We start from the raw sequence: 13856 nt of genomic DNA on the forward strand, positions 1-13856 counted from the left end.
GAACTATCCGATGGAGGCGGGTCTGGACCTACGCGAACGCCTCGACGATCGGCCGGAACTTCATTCGCGTCTCGGCGAGTTCGACCTCGGGGTCGGAGTCGGCGACGATGCCCGCGCCGGCGTAAGCCCGCACCGTCCCGTCACCGAACACCTGCGCGCCGCGCAACGCGATCGCCCACTCGCCGTCGCCGTCAGCGCCCACCCAGCCCACCGGTCCGGCGTACCGGCCGCGGTCGAACGGTTCGAGCTCTTCGATGACCGACAGTGCCGCCGGGGTCGGCGTGCCCGCGACCGCCGCGGTCGGATGCAGCGCCTGCAGGAGATCCAGTGAGGTGGCGCCGCCGCTGAGCTTGCCCTCGACGTCGGTGGCCAGGTGCCACAGGTTCGGCAGCTTCAGGGTGTACGGCACCTCGTCGCTGGTCACCGCCCGGCTGTGCGGTGCGAGCGAGCGCAGCACACTCTGCACCGCGAACCGGTGCTCATCCAGATCCTTGGTGGACGTGGCCAGTGCCGCCGCGGCATCCTCATCGCTGGCCTCATCGATGCCGCGTGCGGTGCTGCCGGCGAGCACCCGGGCGCTGACCGTGCCGTCCTGAACGCGGACGAGTGTCTCCGGGCTGGAGCCGATCAGGCCGTCGACGGCGTAAGTGTGCGTATCCGGGTACCCGAGGGCCAGGGCGGCGAGCACCCGGCGCAGGTCCGCGCCCGGCGGAAGCGTGCCGATCAGGTCGCGGGCGAGCACGACCTTGCTCACCTCGTGCCGGTCGATGCGGCCGACCGCCTCGGACACCAAGGTGGCGTAACCCTCGCCTGACAGCTCGCCGTCCGCGAACCGCACCTCGTATTCGTGGCCCCACGGACGCGCCTCGGGAATCGGCGCATCGCTGTCGACCCGGGTGACCCAGCAGACCCCGTCCCGCCGGCCGATCACCATCGAAGGCACGATCAGCACGCTTCGCGCGTCTGAGTGATCGCTGAAGCTGAAGGCGCCGAGCGCAATCAGCCCGCTGCCGGGCAGCCCCACCGGGTCGGTGACATCGGCGGCCAGGGCGACGGCCTTCCACGCGGCGGCGGCCTGCGCCATCCGATCCGGCCCGCTGAACTCCAGTCGCAGTGCTTCGCCGATGCCGACGACGCCCTGGCGGCGGCGCATGAAGACGAGCGGATGCTGCGGGTCCACCCGCGGAATCATCGGGGTGATGTCGGTGATCGTTTCGGACACCACAGTCAACGCGGGTGCTGGGGTGCTCGGGTCGCTCACCCGTCCAGCGTAGCCGGGGCAGAAACGCCGCCCAGATTAGCCAAGTAGCATGGGACGCGTGAGTAGAGCGGACATGAGCAAGGAGCCCTCCGAGGTTGCCAACATGTTCGACGATGTCGCCCACCGCTATGACCGCACCAACGCGGTGCTCTCCGTCGGCAACGCCGCACTGTGGCGCATCGCCACGGTCAAGGCGATCGACCCGAAACCGGGTGAGCGGGTTCTCGACATCGCAGCCGGCACCGGAACCAGCGCCGCCGCGATCGCCAAGTCGGGTGCGGATGTCGTTGCTCTCGACTTCTCGCGCGGCATGGTCGACGAAGGCAAGCGGCGGCATCCCGAGATCGAATTCATCGAGGGCAACGCCGAGGCACTGCCGTTTGCAGACGACACCTTCGACGCCGTGACGATTAGCTTCGGGCTGCGCAACGTGCAGCATCCGAAAACCGCCCTGGACGAGATGTACCGGGTACTGAAGCCCGGCGGCCGCGTCATCATCTGCGAGTTCAGTAAGCCCCCGGTGGCGATCGTGCGGGCGAGCTACACGGCGTACCTGAAGTGGATCATGCCGATGGTCGTGAACGTGACCAGCTCGAATTCGCCCGCCTACGGCTACCTCGCCGAGTCGATCGCCAACTGGCCAGACCAGGGCACGCTCAGCCAGTGGATCCGCGCAGCAGGATTCACCCGAGTCGCCTATCGCAACCTCACCGTCGGTGTTGTCGCCCTGCACCGCGGCCGCAAACCGACTGACGCGAAGATTCGCGAGTCAGTCGCCAAGCGCCGCAACGCGCTTCGCACCCCGCCCACCCGGCCCACAGAACAGGCCACCTGAGCAGATCGGCAATCGAGTGAACACGAGCGTTCCGCTGGCTCGTCGCAGCAACACCCTGAGCTCTTCGCTCGGACTGGGCGAGAAACTCTTCGCCTCGAGTCATGAGCGCCGGTTCGCCGACGCCATCGAGAAGGGGCTCGCCGTCGTTGAAGCGGGCCTGCTGGCGGAGATGTCGTTCGCCGACAACCTCGCCGATGTGACCGCGCGTTACCTGCTCGAGGCCGGCGGCAAGCGCGTGCGCCCGGTGCTCACGCTGCTCACCGCGCAGCTCGGCGACGGCAACACCGATGACGTCATCACGGCGGCCAAGGCGATCGAGATCACCCACCTCGCCTCGCTCTACCACGACGACGTCATGGACGACGCTCCCGTGCGCCGGGGAGTCCCCTCGGCGCAGACCAAGTGGGGCAACTCGGTGGCCATCCTCACGGGTGACCTGCTGTTCGCCCGCGCCAGCAAGCTGGTCGCCTCGCTTGGCTCGAACGCGATCGACGTGCAGGCCGACACCTTCGAGCGGCTCTGCCTCGGACAGCTGCACGAGACCATCGGCCCCCAGAATGACGAAGACGCGATCCGGCACTACCTGCAGGTACTCGCCGACAAGACGGGGTCGCTGATCGCCGCCGCCGGCCACGTCGGGGTGCTCTACTCGAACGCCCCGCGCGAGTACGTCGAGCCGGTCAAGACTTACGGCGAGAAGGTCGGCGTCGCGTTCCAGCTCATCGATGACGTGATCGACCTGGCTCCCAAGGATGACAACACCGGCAAGGACGCCGGCACCGACCTGCGCGCGGGTGTCTCGACGCTGCCTCTGCTGTATCTGACGGAGCAGGCGAAGACGGATGCCGCGGCCGCGGCACTCCTCGACCGCATCAGCAGCGCGGTGCGGGACGGTGACGACGCAGCCGCTGGTGCGGTCATCGCCGAGTTGCGTGAGCACCCGGTCACCCGGCAGACCCTCGACGAGGCACACCGCTGGGCTGACGAGGCAGTGGCGGCGCTTGAGCCGCTGCCCGAGGGCCCGGTCAAGAAGGCTCTCACCCGATTCGCAGAGGTCATCGTCGAGCGCTCCAGTTGAGGCATCCGCTCGCATTACCCGTTACAACCATGAAGGAAGCACTGTGACCAAGCTGAGGCTGGCCATTGTCGGCGCCGGACCCGCAGGCATTTACGCCGCGGACATCCTGCTGAAGTACGAAAAGCAGTTCGACGTCTCGATCGACCTGTTCGAGCACCTGCCGGCCCCGTATGGACTGGTTCGGTACGGCGTCGCGCCCGACCACCCGCGGATCAAGGGCATCATCACCGCCCTGCGTGAGGTGCTCGACCGTGGAGACATCCGGATCTTCGGCAACGTGCTCTACGGCCGCGACATCACCCTCGACGACCTCAAGCAGCACTACAACGCGGTGATCTTCGCCACCGGAGCGGTGCGCGACGCCGACCTGCGCATCCCCGGCATCGAACTGCCCGGCTCGTATGGCGCCGCCGAGTTCGTGAACTGGTACGACGGACACCCGGACTTCCCCCGGGAGTGGCAACTGGATGCCTCGAGCGTCGCCGTCATCGGCAACGGCAACGTCGCCCTCGACGTCGCCCGGATGCTTGCCAAGCACGCCGATGACCTGCTGCCCACTGAGATTCCGGCGAACGTGTATGACGGGCTCAAGGCTTCGCCGGTCACCGACGTGCACGTGTTCGGCCGCCGCGGCCCCGCCCAGGTCAAGTTCACGCCGCTCGAGCTGCGCGAGCTCGGCGAACTGCGCGACGTCGACATGATCCTCTACGACGAAGACTTCGACTACGACGAGGCGTCGAAGACCGCGATCGCCTCCAACAAGCAGGTCATGGTCATCGACCGCGTGCTGCAGCAGTGGCGACAGCGGGAAGTGGGCCAGGCCAGCCGCCGGCTGCACCTGCACTTCTGGGCGAAGCCGCTCGAGGTCATCGGCAACGGCAAGGTCGAGGGTTTCCGTTTCGAACGCACCGCGCCGGATGCCCAGGGCGGCATCGTCGGCACCGGTGAGGTGCGCGAACTGCCGATCCAGGCGATCTACCGCGCCGTCGGCTACTTCGGCTCGCCGCTTGACGGCATCCCGTTCGACGAGCACCGCGGCGTCATCCCGAACCACGAGGGCCAGGTGCTCGACGACGACAACCAGCAGGTGCACGGCGTCTACGCCACCGGCTGGATCAAGCGCGGCCCGGTCGGCCTGATCGGGCACACCAAGTCCGACGCCATGCAGACCATCCAGCACCTGGTGAACGACCAGGCGAACTGGTGGTCACCCGCTCACCCGGAGGAGTCGGCGATCGTCGAACTGCTGCACTCCCGCGGCATCGAGTACACCAACCTCGATGGCTGGCACGCGCTCGACGAGCACGAGCGTGGGCTTGGCGAGCTGGAAGGCCGCGAGCGGATCAAGGTCGTGCCGCGTGACGAGATGGTGCAGATCTCCCGAGGCTCGCTGGTCGACTGACCATTCCGGTTTGAGGTGAGTTGCCCACGTCTGTGGGTGTTTCCGCTGGAAGTGGCAACTCACCGGACCTTGCTCGTATGGCCGCGGCATCCGGAATTTCGGATGTCCCTGAACTCCTAGGATTGAACGCATGTCGAAAGTGCTCTCACGTCTGCCCGCCGGTGAACGCGTCGGAATCGCCTTCTCCGGGGGACTGGACACCTCGGTCGCCGTCGCGTGGATGCGCGAGAACGGTGCCGTGCCGTGCACGTACACCGCCAACATCGGCCAGCCGGACGAGCCCGACATCGACGCGGTGCCCGACCGCGCGAAGCAGTACGGCGCCGAGATCGCGCGCCTGGTCGATGTGCAGGCACCGCTGGTCGAGGAGGGCCTGGTCGCGCTGCAGTGTGGCGCCTTCCACATCCGCAATGCCGGCAAGACCTACTTCAACACCACCCCGCTCGGACGCGCCGTCACCGGCACCAAGCTCGTGCAGGCGATGAAGGAGGACGGCGTCGACATCTGGGGCGACGGCTCCACCTATAAGGGCAACGACATCGAGCGGTTCTACCGCTACGGCCTGCTTGCCAACCCGCGCCTGCGCATCTACAAGCCCTGGCTCGACAGCGAGTTCGTCACCCAGCTCGGTGGACGCAAGGAAATGAGCGAGTGGCTCGTCGCGCATGGCTTCCCGTACCGCGACTCGGCTGAGAAGGCGTACAGCACCGACGCCAACATCTGGGGGGCGACGCACGAGGCGAAGACCCTCGAGCACCTGAACGTCGGCGCCGAGACGGTCGAGCCGATCATGGGCGTCGCATTCTGGCGCGATGACGTGCAGATCGCCACCGAAGACGTCACCATCAGCTTCGAGGCCGGCCGCCCGGTCGCCATCAACGGCGACGACTTCGGCGGCGACGCCGTCGCGCTGGTCAAGGCCGCGAACACGATCGGCGGCCGGCACGGGCTCGGCATGTCCGACCAGATCGAGAACCGCATAATCGAGGCCAAGAGCCGCGGCATCTACGAGGCCCCCGGCATGGCGCTGCTGCACATCGCCTACGAGCGGCTGCTGAACGCGATCCACAACGAGGACACCGTCGCGAACTACCACTCCCAGGGCCGCCGCCTCGGCCGCCTGATGTACGAGGGCCGCTGGCTCGACCCGCAGTCGCTCATGCTGCGCGAGTCGATCGTGCGCTGGGTTGCCTCCGCGGTGAGCGGTGAGGTCAGTCTGCGACTGCGCCGCGGCGACGACTACTCGATCATGGACACCCGGGGACCTGCGCTCAGCTACCACCCCGACAAGCTCTCGATGGAGCGGGTCGAGGATGCCGCATTCGACCCGGGCGACCGGATCGGCCAGCTCACCATGCGCAACCTCGACATCGCCGACTCCCGTTCGAGGCTCGAGCAGTACGTGACGCAGGGGATCATCGCCGGTGAGACCGCGAAGCTGATGGGCGACCTGAGGCAGGGCGAGGCTCAGGAGATCTCCGCCGGCGAGACGCCGACCGACGAGGAAGCTGCGCTCGACCGCGCCGCCATGGAGTCCGGCACCGACTAGTCGCTGCTAGTCGCTGATCGAGCTTGTCGAGATCTCGGCAGGCTCGATCAGCGGGTAGCGGCTACTGCAGGCCGGCCGTCAGCCGCGCCAGGTTGTCGAGCACCTGCGTGCGGAACGGCCGCTTCAGCCACTCGTCGAGGGTGAGTTCGCGGCTGTTCTGCCGATAATCCTCTTCAATCTCACGCATCCGCTCGACGAATTCGCGGCCGCGCACCATCACGGAGATCTCAAGGTTCAGCGTGAACGAGCGCATGTCCATGTTGCTTGAACCGACGACCGCCACCTCGTCATCAATGGTGAAGTGCTTGCCGTGCAGCACGGTCGGCGACTTGTACAGCCAGATCTTCACGCCCGCGCGCAGCAGTGCCTCGTAGTAGCTGCGCTGCGCGTGGTAGACGGTGGGCTGGTCGGCCACCTCGCTCGCGAACAGCTGCACGTCGAGGCCGCGCTGCGCGGCAGTGGTTATCGCGTACAGCATTGACTCGTCCGGCACGAAGTACGGACTGGTGATGATGATCTTCTCCTGCGCGCTGTACAGCAGCGCGTTGAACAGGCGCAGGTTGTTCTCGCCCTCGAAGCCGGGACCGCTCGGCACGACCTGGCAGTCCAGGGGGACGGATGTCTGCACCTCACGCGCTTCAACGGTCTCGCGCAGCAACAGTTCGTCGGTCTCGCTGTACCAGTCGGTGACGAACAGGGCGTCGATGCCCGCGACGATCGGACCCTCGAACCGCACCATCAGGTCCTTCCAGTGCAGGCCCCTTCGCAGGTTCTTCTTCTTGTTGTAACTGGAGTCGATCATGTTCTGCGAGCCGGTGAAGGCGAGCGTGCCGTCGATGACGAGCAGCTTGCGGTGGTTGCGCAGGTCGGGCCGCTGGTACTTCCACTTCAACGGCTGCACCGGCAGCATGAGCTGCCATTGGATGCCCATCTTCTTCAGCCGGCGGATCGTCTTGCGGTACCCCGGGTAGCGCCACGAGGCGACGTGGTCGAGCAGCACCCGCACGGTCACGCCGCGCTTATGCGCGTCCTCCAGTGCGACGAAGAACGGCTCGCTCGTCGGGTCGAGATTGAGGATGTAGAACTCGGCGTGCACGTAGCGCTCGGCGCGGCCGACGGCATCCGTCATCGCCTTGAGCGATTCGTCGTAGTCCGAAATCAGCTCCGCGCGGTTGCCACCGACCATGGGCATCGCGCCCAGCGTGCGGTTCATCTCGACGATCGGTTCCAGCCAGGTCGGCCAGGGCGGTTCCATGCTGAGGCGCTCGATACCCTCGGTGGTTTCGAGGATGTAGGTGTTGATCGCCTCCTGGCGCTCCCGGCGCTTCCTCGGCAGCTTGGTGGAGCCGATCAGCAGGAACAGCAGGATACCTATGAACGGCAGCAGGAAGATCGCGAGCAGCCACGCGGTGGCGGTTTGCGGCCGACGGTTCCGCGGAACGACGATCAGCGCGACGACACGAACGGTCAGGTCGATCGCGATCAGCGCCACCCCGATCCAAACGGTGATCGAGGCGGCTTCCATACTCCTGAATCTTAGTGATTCTCGGGACCGGAGCCCGGTTACCGGGCGGGTTAGCGGAAGTTCACGAACTGCAGCGCGACATCCAGGTCCTTGCCCTTGAGCAGCGCCATGGTGGCTTGCAGATCGTCGCGGCTCTTGGACTGCACCCGCAGCTCGTCGCCCTGGATCTGGCTCTTGACGCTCTTCGGGCCCTCATCGCGGATGATCTTCGAGATCTTCTTGGCGTCATCAGAGGCGATCCCGTTCTTCAGGTTCACCTCGATGCGGTACTCCTTGCCGCTCGCGTACGGCTCGCCGGCATCCAGCGAACGCAGGCTGATGCCGCGCTTGATGCACTTCTGCTCGAGCACCTCGAGCACCGCCTTCACGCGCTCCTCGGCACTGGCCTTGAGCAGCAGCTTCTCGCCGCTCCACTCCACGGATGCGCCGACGCCCTTGAAGTCATACCGCTGCGCGATTTCCTTCTGCGCCTGGTTGACGGCGTTCTCCGCCTCCATCTGGTCGACCTTGCTGACGATGTCGAATGATGAATCTGCCATGCAGCGAGCCTAGCCAGTTTGGGCAGGGTCAGGGCCGAGGGGCGGTTGGCGTTGCGTCGCCGGGTGTCAGTGCCGCCGGGTGTCGGGCCGCGCGGTGCTCGAGCGCACGATCAGTTCGAACGGCAGCAGTTCGTTCGAGGAGCCGCGCTCCCGCTTACCCGGGTGCAGCTGGTCCATCAGCAGTTCGACGGCGCGGCGTCCCTGCAGGGCGGGGAACTGCGCCACGGTGGACAGCCCGAAGAAGTCGGCCAGCTCGTGGTCGTCGACGCCGATGATCGAGATGTCATCCGGCACGCTGAGGCCCATGTCCCTCGCCGCCAGGATCGCCCCGATCGCCATCTCGTCCGAGCCGGCGAACACCGCCGTCGGCCGGTTGCGCGGATTGCCGAGCAGCTGCTTCGCGGCGCGGTAACCGCCCTGGATGGTGAAGTCGGCGGTCTGGAACAGCTCGGGCTGCACCGGCAGGCCGACCGCCTCGAGCGCGGCTTCGTAACCCACCCGGCGGTTGGTCGGCAGGTGGAAGTCGAGTTCGTACTCCTTGTCACCACCGATATGGGCGATTTTCTTGTGCCCCAGCGCGATCAGGTGTTCGGTGGCCAGTCGGGCGATCTCGACGTCGTCGACACTCAGCGTGCGAACCCCGGGCAACGGCCCGCCGACGCCGACGATGGGCTTGTTGATCGCGAGCAGGCGGCTGACTTCCTCGGCGCTGAGTTCGAGGCTGACCGCGATCACCGCATCTACGCGCTTACGCATCAGGAAGTGCTCGAACACGCTGCGGCGTTCTTCGGCGCCGCCGCCGAGGTTGTACAGGGTGAGGTCGTAGCCGTGGCTGAGCAGCTCCGACTCCGCGCCCTCGAGTACCGAGCTGTAGAACCAGCGGTTGAGGAACGGGATGACGATGCCGACGTTTCTCGTCCGTCCGGTGGCGAGGCTCGACGCGTTCGAGGAAGCGACGTAGCCCAGCTCTTCGGCAGCGCGCAGCACTCGCTGGCGGGTGGCGTCCAGCACCGGGCCGTTGCCGCTCAAGGCGCGGGACACGGTCGCTGTCGAGACACCGGCTAGTTCAGCGACGTCGTTGATTCCGGGCATCCGGGCGCACCTCCTTGGTGTCCCTGATAGTAGTGGGGCTAGCCGCTGGTCGAGCCACCCGATTGTCGAGCCCGTCGAGACCCCCGAGCCCGGCGGGGTGGGATGGTTTTGAGCACCCTTGCGGGCTTGTATCATTGGTGGGCGCCTTCGATTGATGACTACATTGGTCGAGCGCGCACCTGGCGAGTTACCCAAGCGGCCAAAGGGATCTGACTGTAAATCAGACTGCATCGCATTCGGGGGTTCGAATCCCTCACTCGCCACCAAGGAAAGGCTCCCGGATTCGGGAGCCTTTCGTCGTTCGGTCGCACGTTGATGGGACGCCGCGCGGCCGCGACAGCGTGAGACAGTGGAGCCATGAGCACCGAGCTGTTGTCCATCGCCCGTGACATCGCGATCGAGGCAGGCGATCTCGCCAGCCTGCGCCGTGCCGAGGGCGTCGAGGTCGCCGACCTCAAATCGTCGGCGGTGGATGTCGTCACCCATGCCGACCGCGAGACCGAGGTGCTCATCCGTGAGCGGATCGCCAAAGCACGCCCCCACGACGGGTTCCTCGGCGAGGAGGGCGGCGGCGACCAGGGGACCAGCGGGCTCACCTGGGTCGTCGATCCGATCGACGGCACGGTCAACTTCCTCTACGGGATCCCGCACTACGCGGTGAGTATCGCGGTCGTCGAGGGCGACCCCGACCCGCTCACCTGGCGGGCGCTCGCCGGCTGCGTGGTCAACCCGGCGACCGGCGAGGTGTACTCCGCTTCGGCCGGCGCGGGGGCATTCCTCGGCGCGCACCGGTTGGCGGTCGCCCCTGCGGTGCATCCGTCGCAGGCGCTGATCGCCACCGGCTTCGGCTACTCCGCGGAACGTCGCGCCGAGCAGGGCGCCGTCGTCGCCGGGCTGCTGCCGCAGGTGCGCGACATCCGCCGGATGGGCACGGCATCGCTCGATCTCTGCTTCGTCGCGGCCGGCCGGGTGAACGCGTACTACGAGCGCGGGCTCAACCCGTGGGATCACGCGGCCGGTGCGCTGATCGCTGCCGAGGCGGGCGCCCAGGTCACCGGACGGAACGGGGCGGCCGCCAGCCACGAGTTCATCCTGGCCGCGGAACCGCAGTTTGCCGCGGCTCTGCAACCTCTCCTCGACACGCTCGGGGCCTAAGAAAAATTCAACTGGCACGACGGCCGGTCAGCCGTTACTGTTTATAAATCCGTTATGTAGGTCCATGAGCGACGACATAACAAACCCCGAAGGTCTTGGCCGAGCATCCGGCCGCACACAGAGGAGCAGTGCGCTGAAGTTCGACCAGCCCGATGAGATGGCCCTGTCCGGGTCCCGTCGGTCGACCGACCCGCTGCTTGCGGCCCTCGGTTTCGGACCCTCAACGTCGACCGCTCCCATCGCGATCCAGGCACCGGATGTCGCCGCCCCCGCCGCGACCCACTCGCCGCTGCCCGCCGCTACGCAGCCGCTGACCCGCCGCGAAATGCGCGAGCGTGAGCGCGCCGCTGCTGCGGGACTTGCCAGCGCCTCGCAGATCACTCCGTCGCAGGTCGTCGCGATCCCCGAGACCCGGGCCGCGGCGCGTTCCGTCGTCGCCCAGATGCCCCCGGCAACTGAGCGGATGACGCCCGTCGTGATCGAGCAGACGCCGACTGCGGTGCTGCCTGCTGCGCCGGCCGCAGAGCGTCAGCCCGCGGCATCCGTCGCCGAACCTGCCGTCAGCGCTACTGAGCCCGTCACCGCCGAGCCGGCCTCGCCCTTCCGCGTCACTCCGACGGTCGCCGCCCCGGATGCCACCGCCTCACCTCGCCGGAGCGGGCGCCGTGCGGCTGCTTCCGCTCCCGTGGAGTCGGCCAACCGCCGGGCGAAGCCCGCCCGCACCGCCGCATCGGCCGGCCGGGTTGCGCGCCACATCATGTCGGGCGCCGCCTTCCTCTTCGCTGGCGCACTGCTGGTCGGCACCACCGTTCCGGCAAACGCCTTCCGCACCGAGAGCTACGAGGAGCTCGGAACCGACGCGCCGAAGCAGGCGGAGGCGCAGGTCGTCGAGCTCGTCGCCGCCGACGCGGCGGCGGAGGCCGCTCCGGGCCGCGACCCGTTCACGGTTACCTCCTACGCTCAGGTCCTTCGTGAGAAGTACGGAAAGCGCGACTTCTCGTTCAGCACCACGGGCATGGGCGCAGTTCGCTGGCCGTTCGCGTTCTCGGTGCCGATCAGCTCCGGCTATGGCGACCGGGCTGCCCCCTGCCGCGGCTGCTCGAGCGACCACAAGGGCGTCGACTTCGTTCCCGGCGCCGGCACTCCGATCTCCTCGATCGCGGCCGGTACCGTGCTGAAGGCCGAGTACGGCAGCGGCTTCGGCCACTTCGTCAAGATCGAGCACGAGATCAACGGCCAGACGGTCACAAGCCTGTACGCGCACATGCAGGCCGCCAGCCCGCTGAACTCCGGCGACGTCGTGGAGCCGGGCGAGTTCGTCGGCAAGGTCGGCAACACCGGCGCCTCAACGGGAGCGCACCTGCACTTCGAGATTGAGGTCGAAGGCCTGCACGTCAACCCGTTCACCTGGCTGCGCTCTAACGCCGAGTAACTTCCGCGGGCTCACCGCACGTCAAAGCTGCGGTTCTGTGACACCGCGAGGTTTGGGCTCAGCCGTTTGGGAGTGCGCGGAGTTTGGGAACTCCGCTGATGTTTGAACCTGCGCGCGGTTAGTGAAACACCGCGGTCTGCGGCAGGGCGGGGTCTCGGCAGGCTCGACCAGCGGGGTGCGGAGACGCAGAAGCGCCCCTCCTCTGTCGAGTCGGGGCGCTTCGAGTCTGCGGGTCAGCTGAGCCAGACGGTGGTGTCTCCGGGCAGGTCGTTGCCCTCGAGCGGGGAGCTCGCCAGCAACACGGCGCCCTCGGGCAGCGCGATCGGGTCTGCACCGGTGTTCGCCACGACGGTCACTCCGCCGGTGCGGAGCACCACTACGTCGGGGCCGAAACCGTCCAGCCACTCGACTTCGCCGAGGCCCAACCCGTGCTCGCGGCGCTGGTGCAGCGCGCTGCGGTACAGCTCGAGCGTGCTGTCGGGAACACCGTTCTGCAGGTCGCGGGCGTAGGTCGCCCAGTCGGTCGGCTGCGGCAGCCAGCTCTCGCCGGTCTCGCTGAACCCGTAGGCGGGCGCGGAGGCCTCCCACGGCAGCGGCACACGGCATCCGTCGCGGCCGTATCGTTCCCCGTTCGTGCGGAACCAGGTCGGGTCCTGCCGCACCTCGTCTGGCAGGTTGATCGCCTCGGGCAGCCCGAGCTCTTCGCCCTGGTAGATGTAGGCGCTGCCGGGCAGCGCGAGCATGAGGGCGGTCGCCGCCCGGGCGCGCCGCAGGCCGACCACCGGGTCAGGCAGGCCGGGAGTCTTCGGCCCGATGCCGTGACCCTGCAGGTTCTCCGCCGTCAGGGCAAGCCGCGACGCATGACGCACGACGTCGTGGTTGCTGAGCACCCAGGTGCTGGGCGCGCCCACCGCGCTGAATGCGTCGAGCGAGTTGTCGATCACACTGCGGAGAGCGGATGCCTCCCACGGCGTCTCGAGGTAGGCGAAGTTGAACGCCTGGTGCATCTCGTCGGGGCGTACCCACTTGGCAACCTTCGGCAGCGGGTCGACCCAGGCCTCAGCCGCCAGGATCCGCTCACCGGCATACCCGTCGAGCAGCTTCCGCCATTCGCGGTAGATCTCGTGCACGCCCTCCTGGGCCCAGTACGGCGGGTCGTCATTCGCTTCGTCGCTGATGCCGGGCTCGAGCGTGGCAGTGCCGCCGCCCATGCTGCCGCCCTCGGCAGGCGGGGTGTAGTCGGGCAGGCCTTCGGCCTTGATCATGCCGTGGGCGACATCGACCCGGAAGCCGTCGACCCCGCGGTCGAGCCAGAACCGCAGGATGTCGAGGAACTCATCGCGCACGATGCGGTTGTCCCAGTTGAAGTCGGGCTGGGACGAGTCGAACAGGTGCAGGTACCACTGGCCGTCCGGCACTCGCGTCCAGGCTGGACCGCCGAACACGGACTGCCAGTTGTTCGGCGGCAGTTCGCCGTCGGCGCCGGCGCCGTCCCGGAAGACGTACCGGTCCCGCTCTGCCGAGCCGACGGGAGCGGCGAGAGCCTCCTGGAACCAGCGATGCTGGTCCGAGGAGTGGTTCGGCACCAGGTCGACGATGACCCGGATGTCGAGTTCGTGCGCCCTCGCTGTCATTTCGTCAAAGTCGGCCAGGGTGCCGAACAGTGGGTCGACGTCGCAGTAGTCGGCGACGTCGTAGCCGGCATCCTTCTGCGGTGATGTGTAGAACGGCGACAGCCAGATGGCGTCGACGCCGAGTCCTGCGAGGGAGTCAAGGCGTGCGGTGATGCCGGGCAGGTCACCGATGCCGTCGCCCGAGGCGTCCGCGAATGACCGCGGATAGATCTGATAGATGACGGCGGTGCGCCACCACTCCTGCCCCGGAGTGCTGGCGGCAGAGGTGGGTGCGAAAGCTTCGTCGCGGTCGTTGGACATGAGCGACAGAGTAGCCCAGATCGCTCAGTGGATGAAAGCGCTTACATCGGCTGA

11 protein-coding genes and 1 tRNA gene are annotated in these 13856 nt (G+C 67.4%); 7 read left to right on the forward strand and 5 right to left on the reverse strand.

Going from position 1 to position 13856, the window contains the following annotated elements; genetic code table 11:
• Positions 1–28: 28 nt before the first annotated feature.
• Complete coding sequence (locus GO591_RS01105; protein ID WP_232466228.1) at positions 29–1261, reverse strand: isochorismate synthase; 1233 nt, start codon at positions 1259–1261, stop codon at positions 29–31.
• Positions 1262–1334: 73 nt separating this feature from the next.
• On the opposite strand from GO591_RS01105, the gene ubiE reads away from it, so the two are divergent.
• The 4 genes from ubiE (at position 1335) to argG (ending at position 6125) form a co-directional block, all read left to right on the forward strand.
• Positions 1335–2096: a bifunctional demethylmenaquinone methyltransferase/2-methoxy-6-polyprenyl-1,4-benzoquinol methylase UbiE gene (ubiE, locus tag GO591_RS01110; RefSeq protein WP_157155120.1), complete on the forward strand. Its 762-nt coding sequence runs from the start codon at positions 1335–1337 to the stop codon at positions 2094–2096.
• A 16-nt stretch (positions 2097–2112) separates the two neighbouring features.
• Complete coding sequence (locus tag GO591_RS01115; RefSeq protein ID WP_157155121.1) at positions 2113–3174, forward strand: polyprenyl synthetase family protein; 1062 nt, start codon at positions 2113–2115, stop codon at positions 3172–3174.
• A 43-nt stretch (positions 3175–3217) separates the two neighbouring features.
• On the forward strand, positions 3218–4576 hold the full coding sequence (locus GO591_RS01120) for an FAD-dependent oxidoreductase (RefSeq protein WP_157155122.1): 1359 nt from the start codon (positions 3218–3220) through the stop codon (positions 4574–4576).
• Between the two features lie 130 nt (positions 4577–4706).
• The gene (gene argG / locus GO591_RS01125) at positions 4707–6125 is read left to right on the forward strand and encodes an argininosuccinate synthase (RefSeq protein WP_157155123.1); all 1419 of its coding nucleotides are present in this window, start codon (positions 4707–4709) and stop codon (positions 6123–6125) included.
• 61 nt (positions 6126–6186) lie between these two features.
• On the opposite strand, the gene cls is transcribed toward argG, so the two are convergent.
• The 3 genes from cls to GO591_RS01140 all read right to left on the reverse strand — a co-directional run bounded on the left by cls (position 6187) and on the right by GO591_RS01140 (position 9281).
• Positions 6187–7650, reverse strand: a complete 1464-nt coding sequence (cls, locus tag GO591_RS01130) for a cardiolipin synthase (protein WP_157155124.1) — start codon at positions 7648–7650, stop codon at positions 6187–6189.
• A gap of 50 nt (positions 7651–7700) precedes the next feature.
• Entirely contained in the window at positions 7701–8189 is a 489-nt protein-coding gene (locus GO591_RS01135; RefSeq protein ID WP_157155125.1) for a YajQ family cyclic di-GMP-binding protein, read from the reverse strand.
• Between the two features lie 66 nt (positions 8190–8255).
• The gene (locus tag GO591_RS01140; RefSeq protein WP_157155126.1) at positions 8256–9281 is read right to left on the reverse strand and encodes a LacI family DNA-binding transcriptional regulator; all 1026 of its coding nucleotides are present in this window, start codon (positions 9279–9281) and stop codon (positions 8256–8258) included.
• Between the two features lie 181 nt (positions 9282–9462).
• Here GO591_RS01140 and GO591_RS01145 point away from each other — a divergent pair.
• The 3 genes from GO591_RS01145 (at position 9463) to GO591_RS01155 (ending at position 11868) form a co-directional block, all read left to right on the forward strand.
• Positions 9463–9547 (forward strand) — tRNA-Tyr (locus GO591_RS01145).
• Between the two features lie 91 nt (positions 9548–9638).
• Positions 9639–10436 (forward strand): inositol monophosphatase family protein, encoded by a 798-nt coding sequence (locus GO591_RS01150; protein WP_157155127.1) that lies wholly within the window; start codon positions 9639–9641, stop codon positions 10434–10436.
• Between the two features lie 64 nt (positions 10437–10500).
• Positions 10501–11868, forward strand: coding sequence for a peptidoglycan DD-metalloendopeptidase family protein (locus GO591_RS01155; protein WP_157155128.1), 1368 nt, complete (start codon positions 10501–10503; stop codon positions 11866–11868).
• A 233-nt stretch (positions 11869–12101) separates the two neighbouring features.
• Here GO591_RS01155 and GO591_RS01160 read toward each other — a convergent pair whose 3' ends face one another.
• Complete coding sequence (locus tag GO591_RS01160) at positions 12102–13802, reverse strand: glycoside hydrolase family 13 protein (protein WP_157155129.1); 1701 nt, start codon at positions 13800–13802, stop codon at positions 12102–12104.
• Positions 13803–13856 lie beyond the last annotated feature (54 nt).

It is taken from the genome of Diaminobutyricimonas sp. LJ205 (genome assembly GCF_009755725.1).
In the GTDB taxonomy this organism is placed as follows: Bacteria; Actinomycetota; Actinomycetes; order Actinomycetales; family Microbacteriaceae; genus Ruicaihuangia.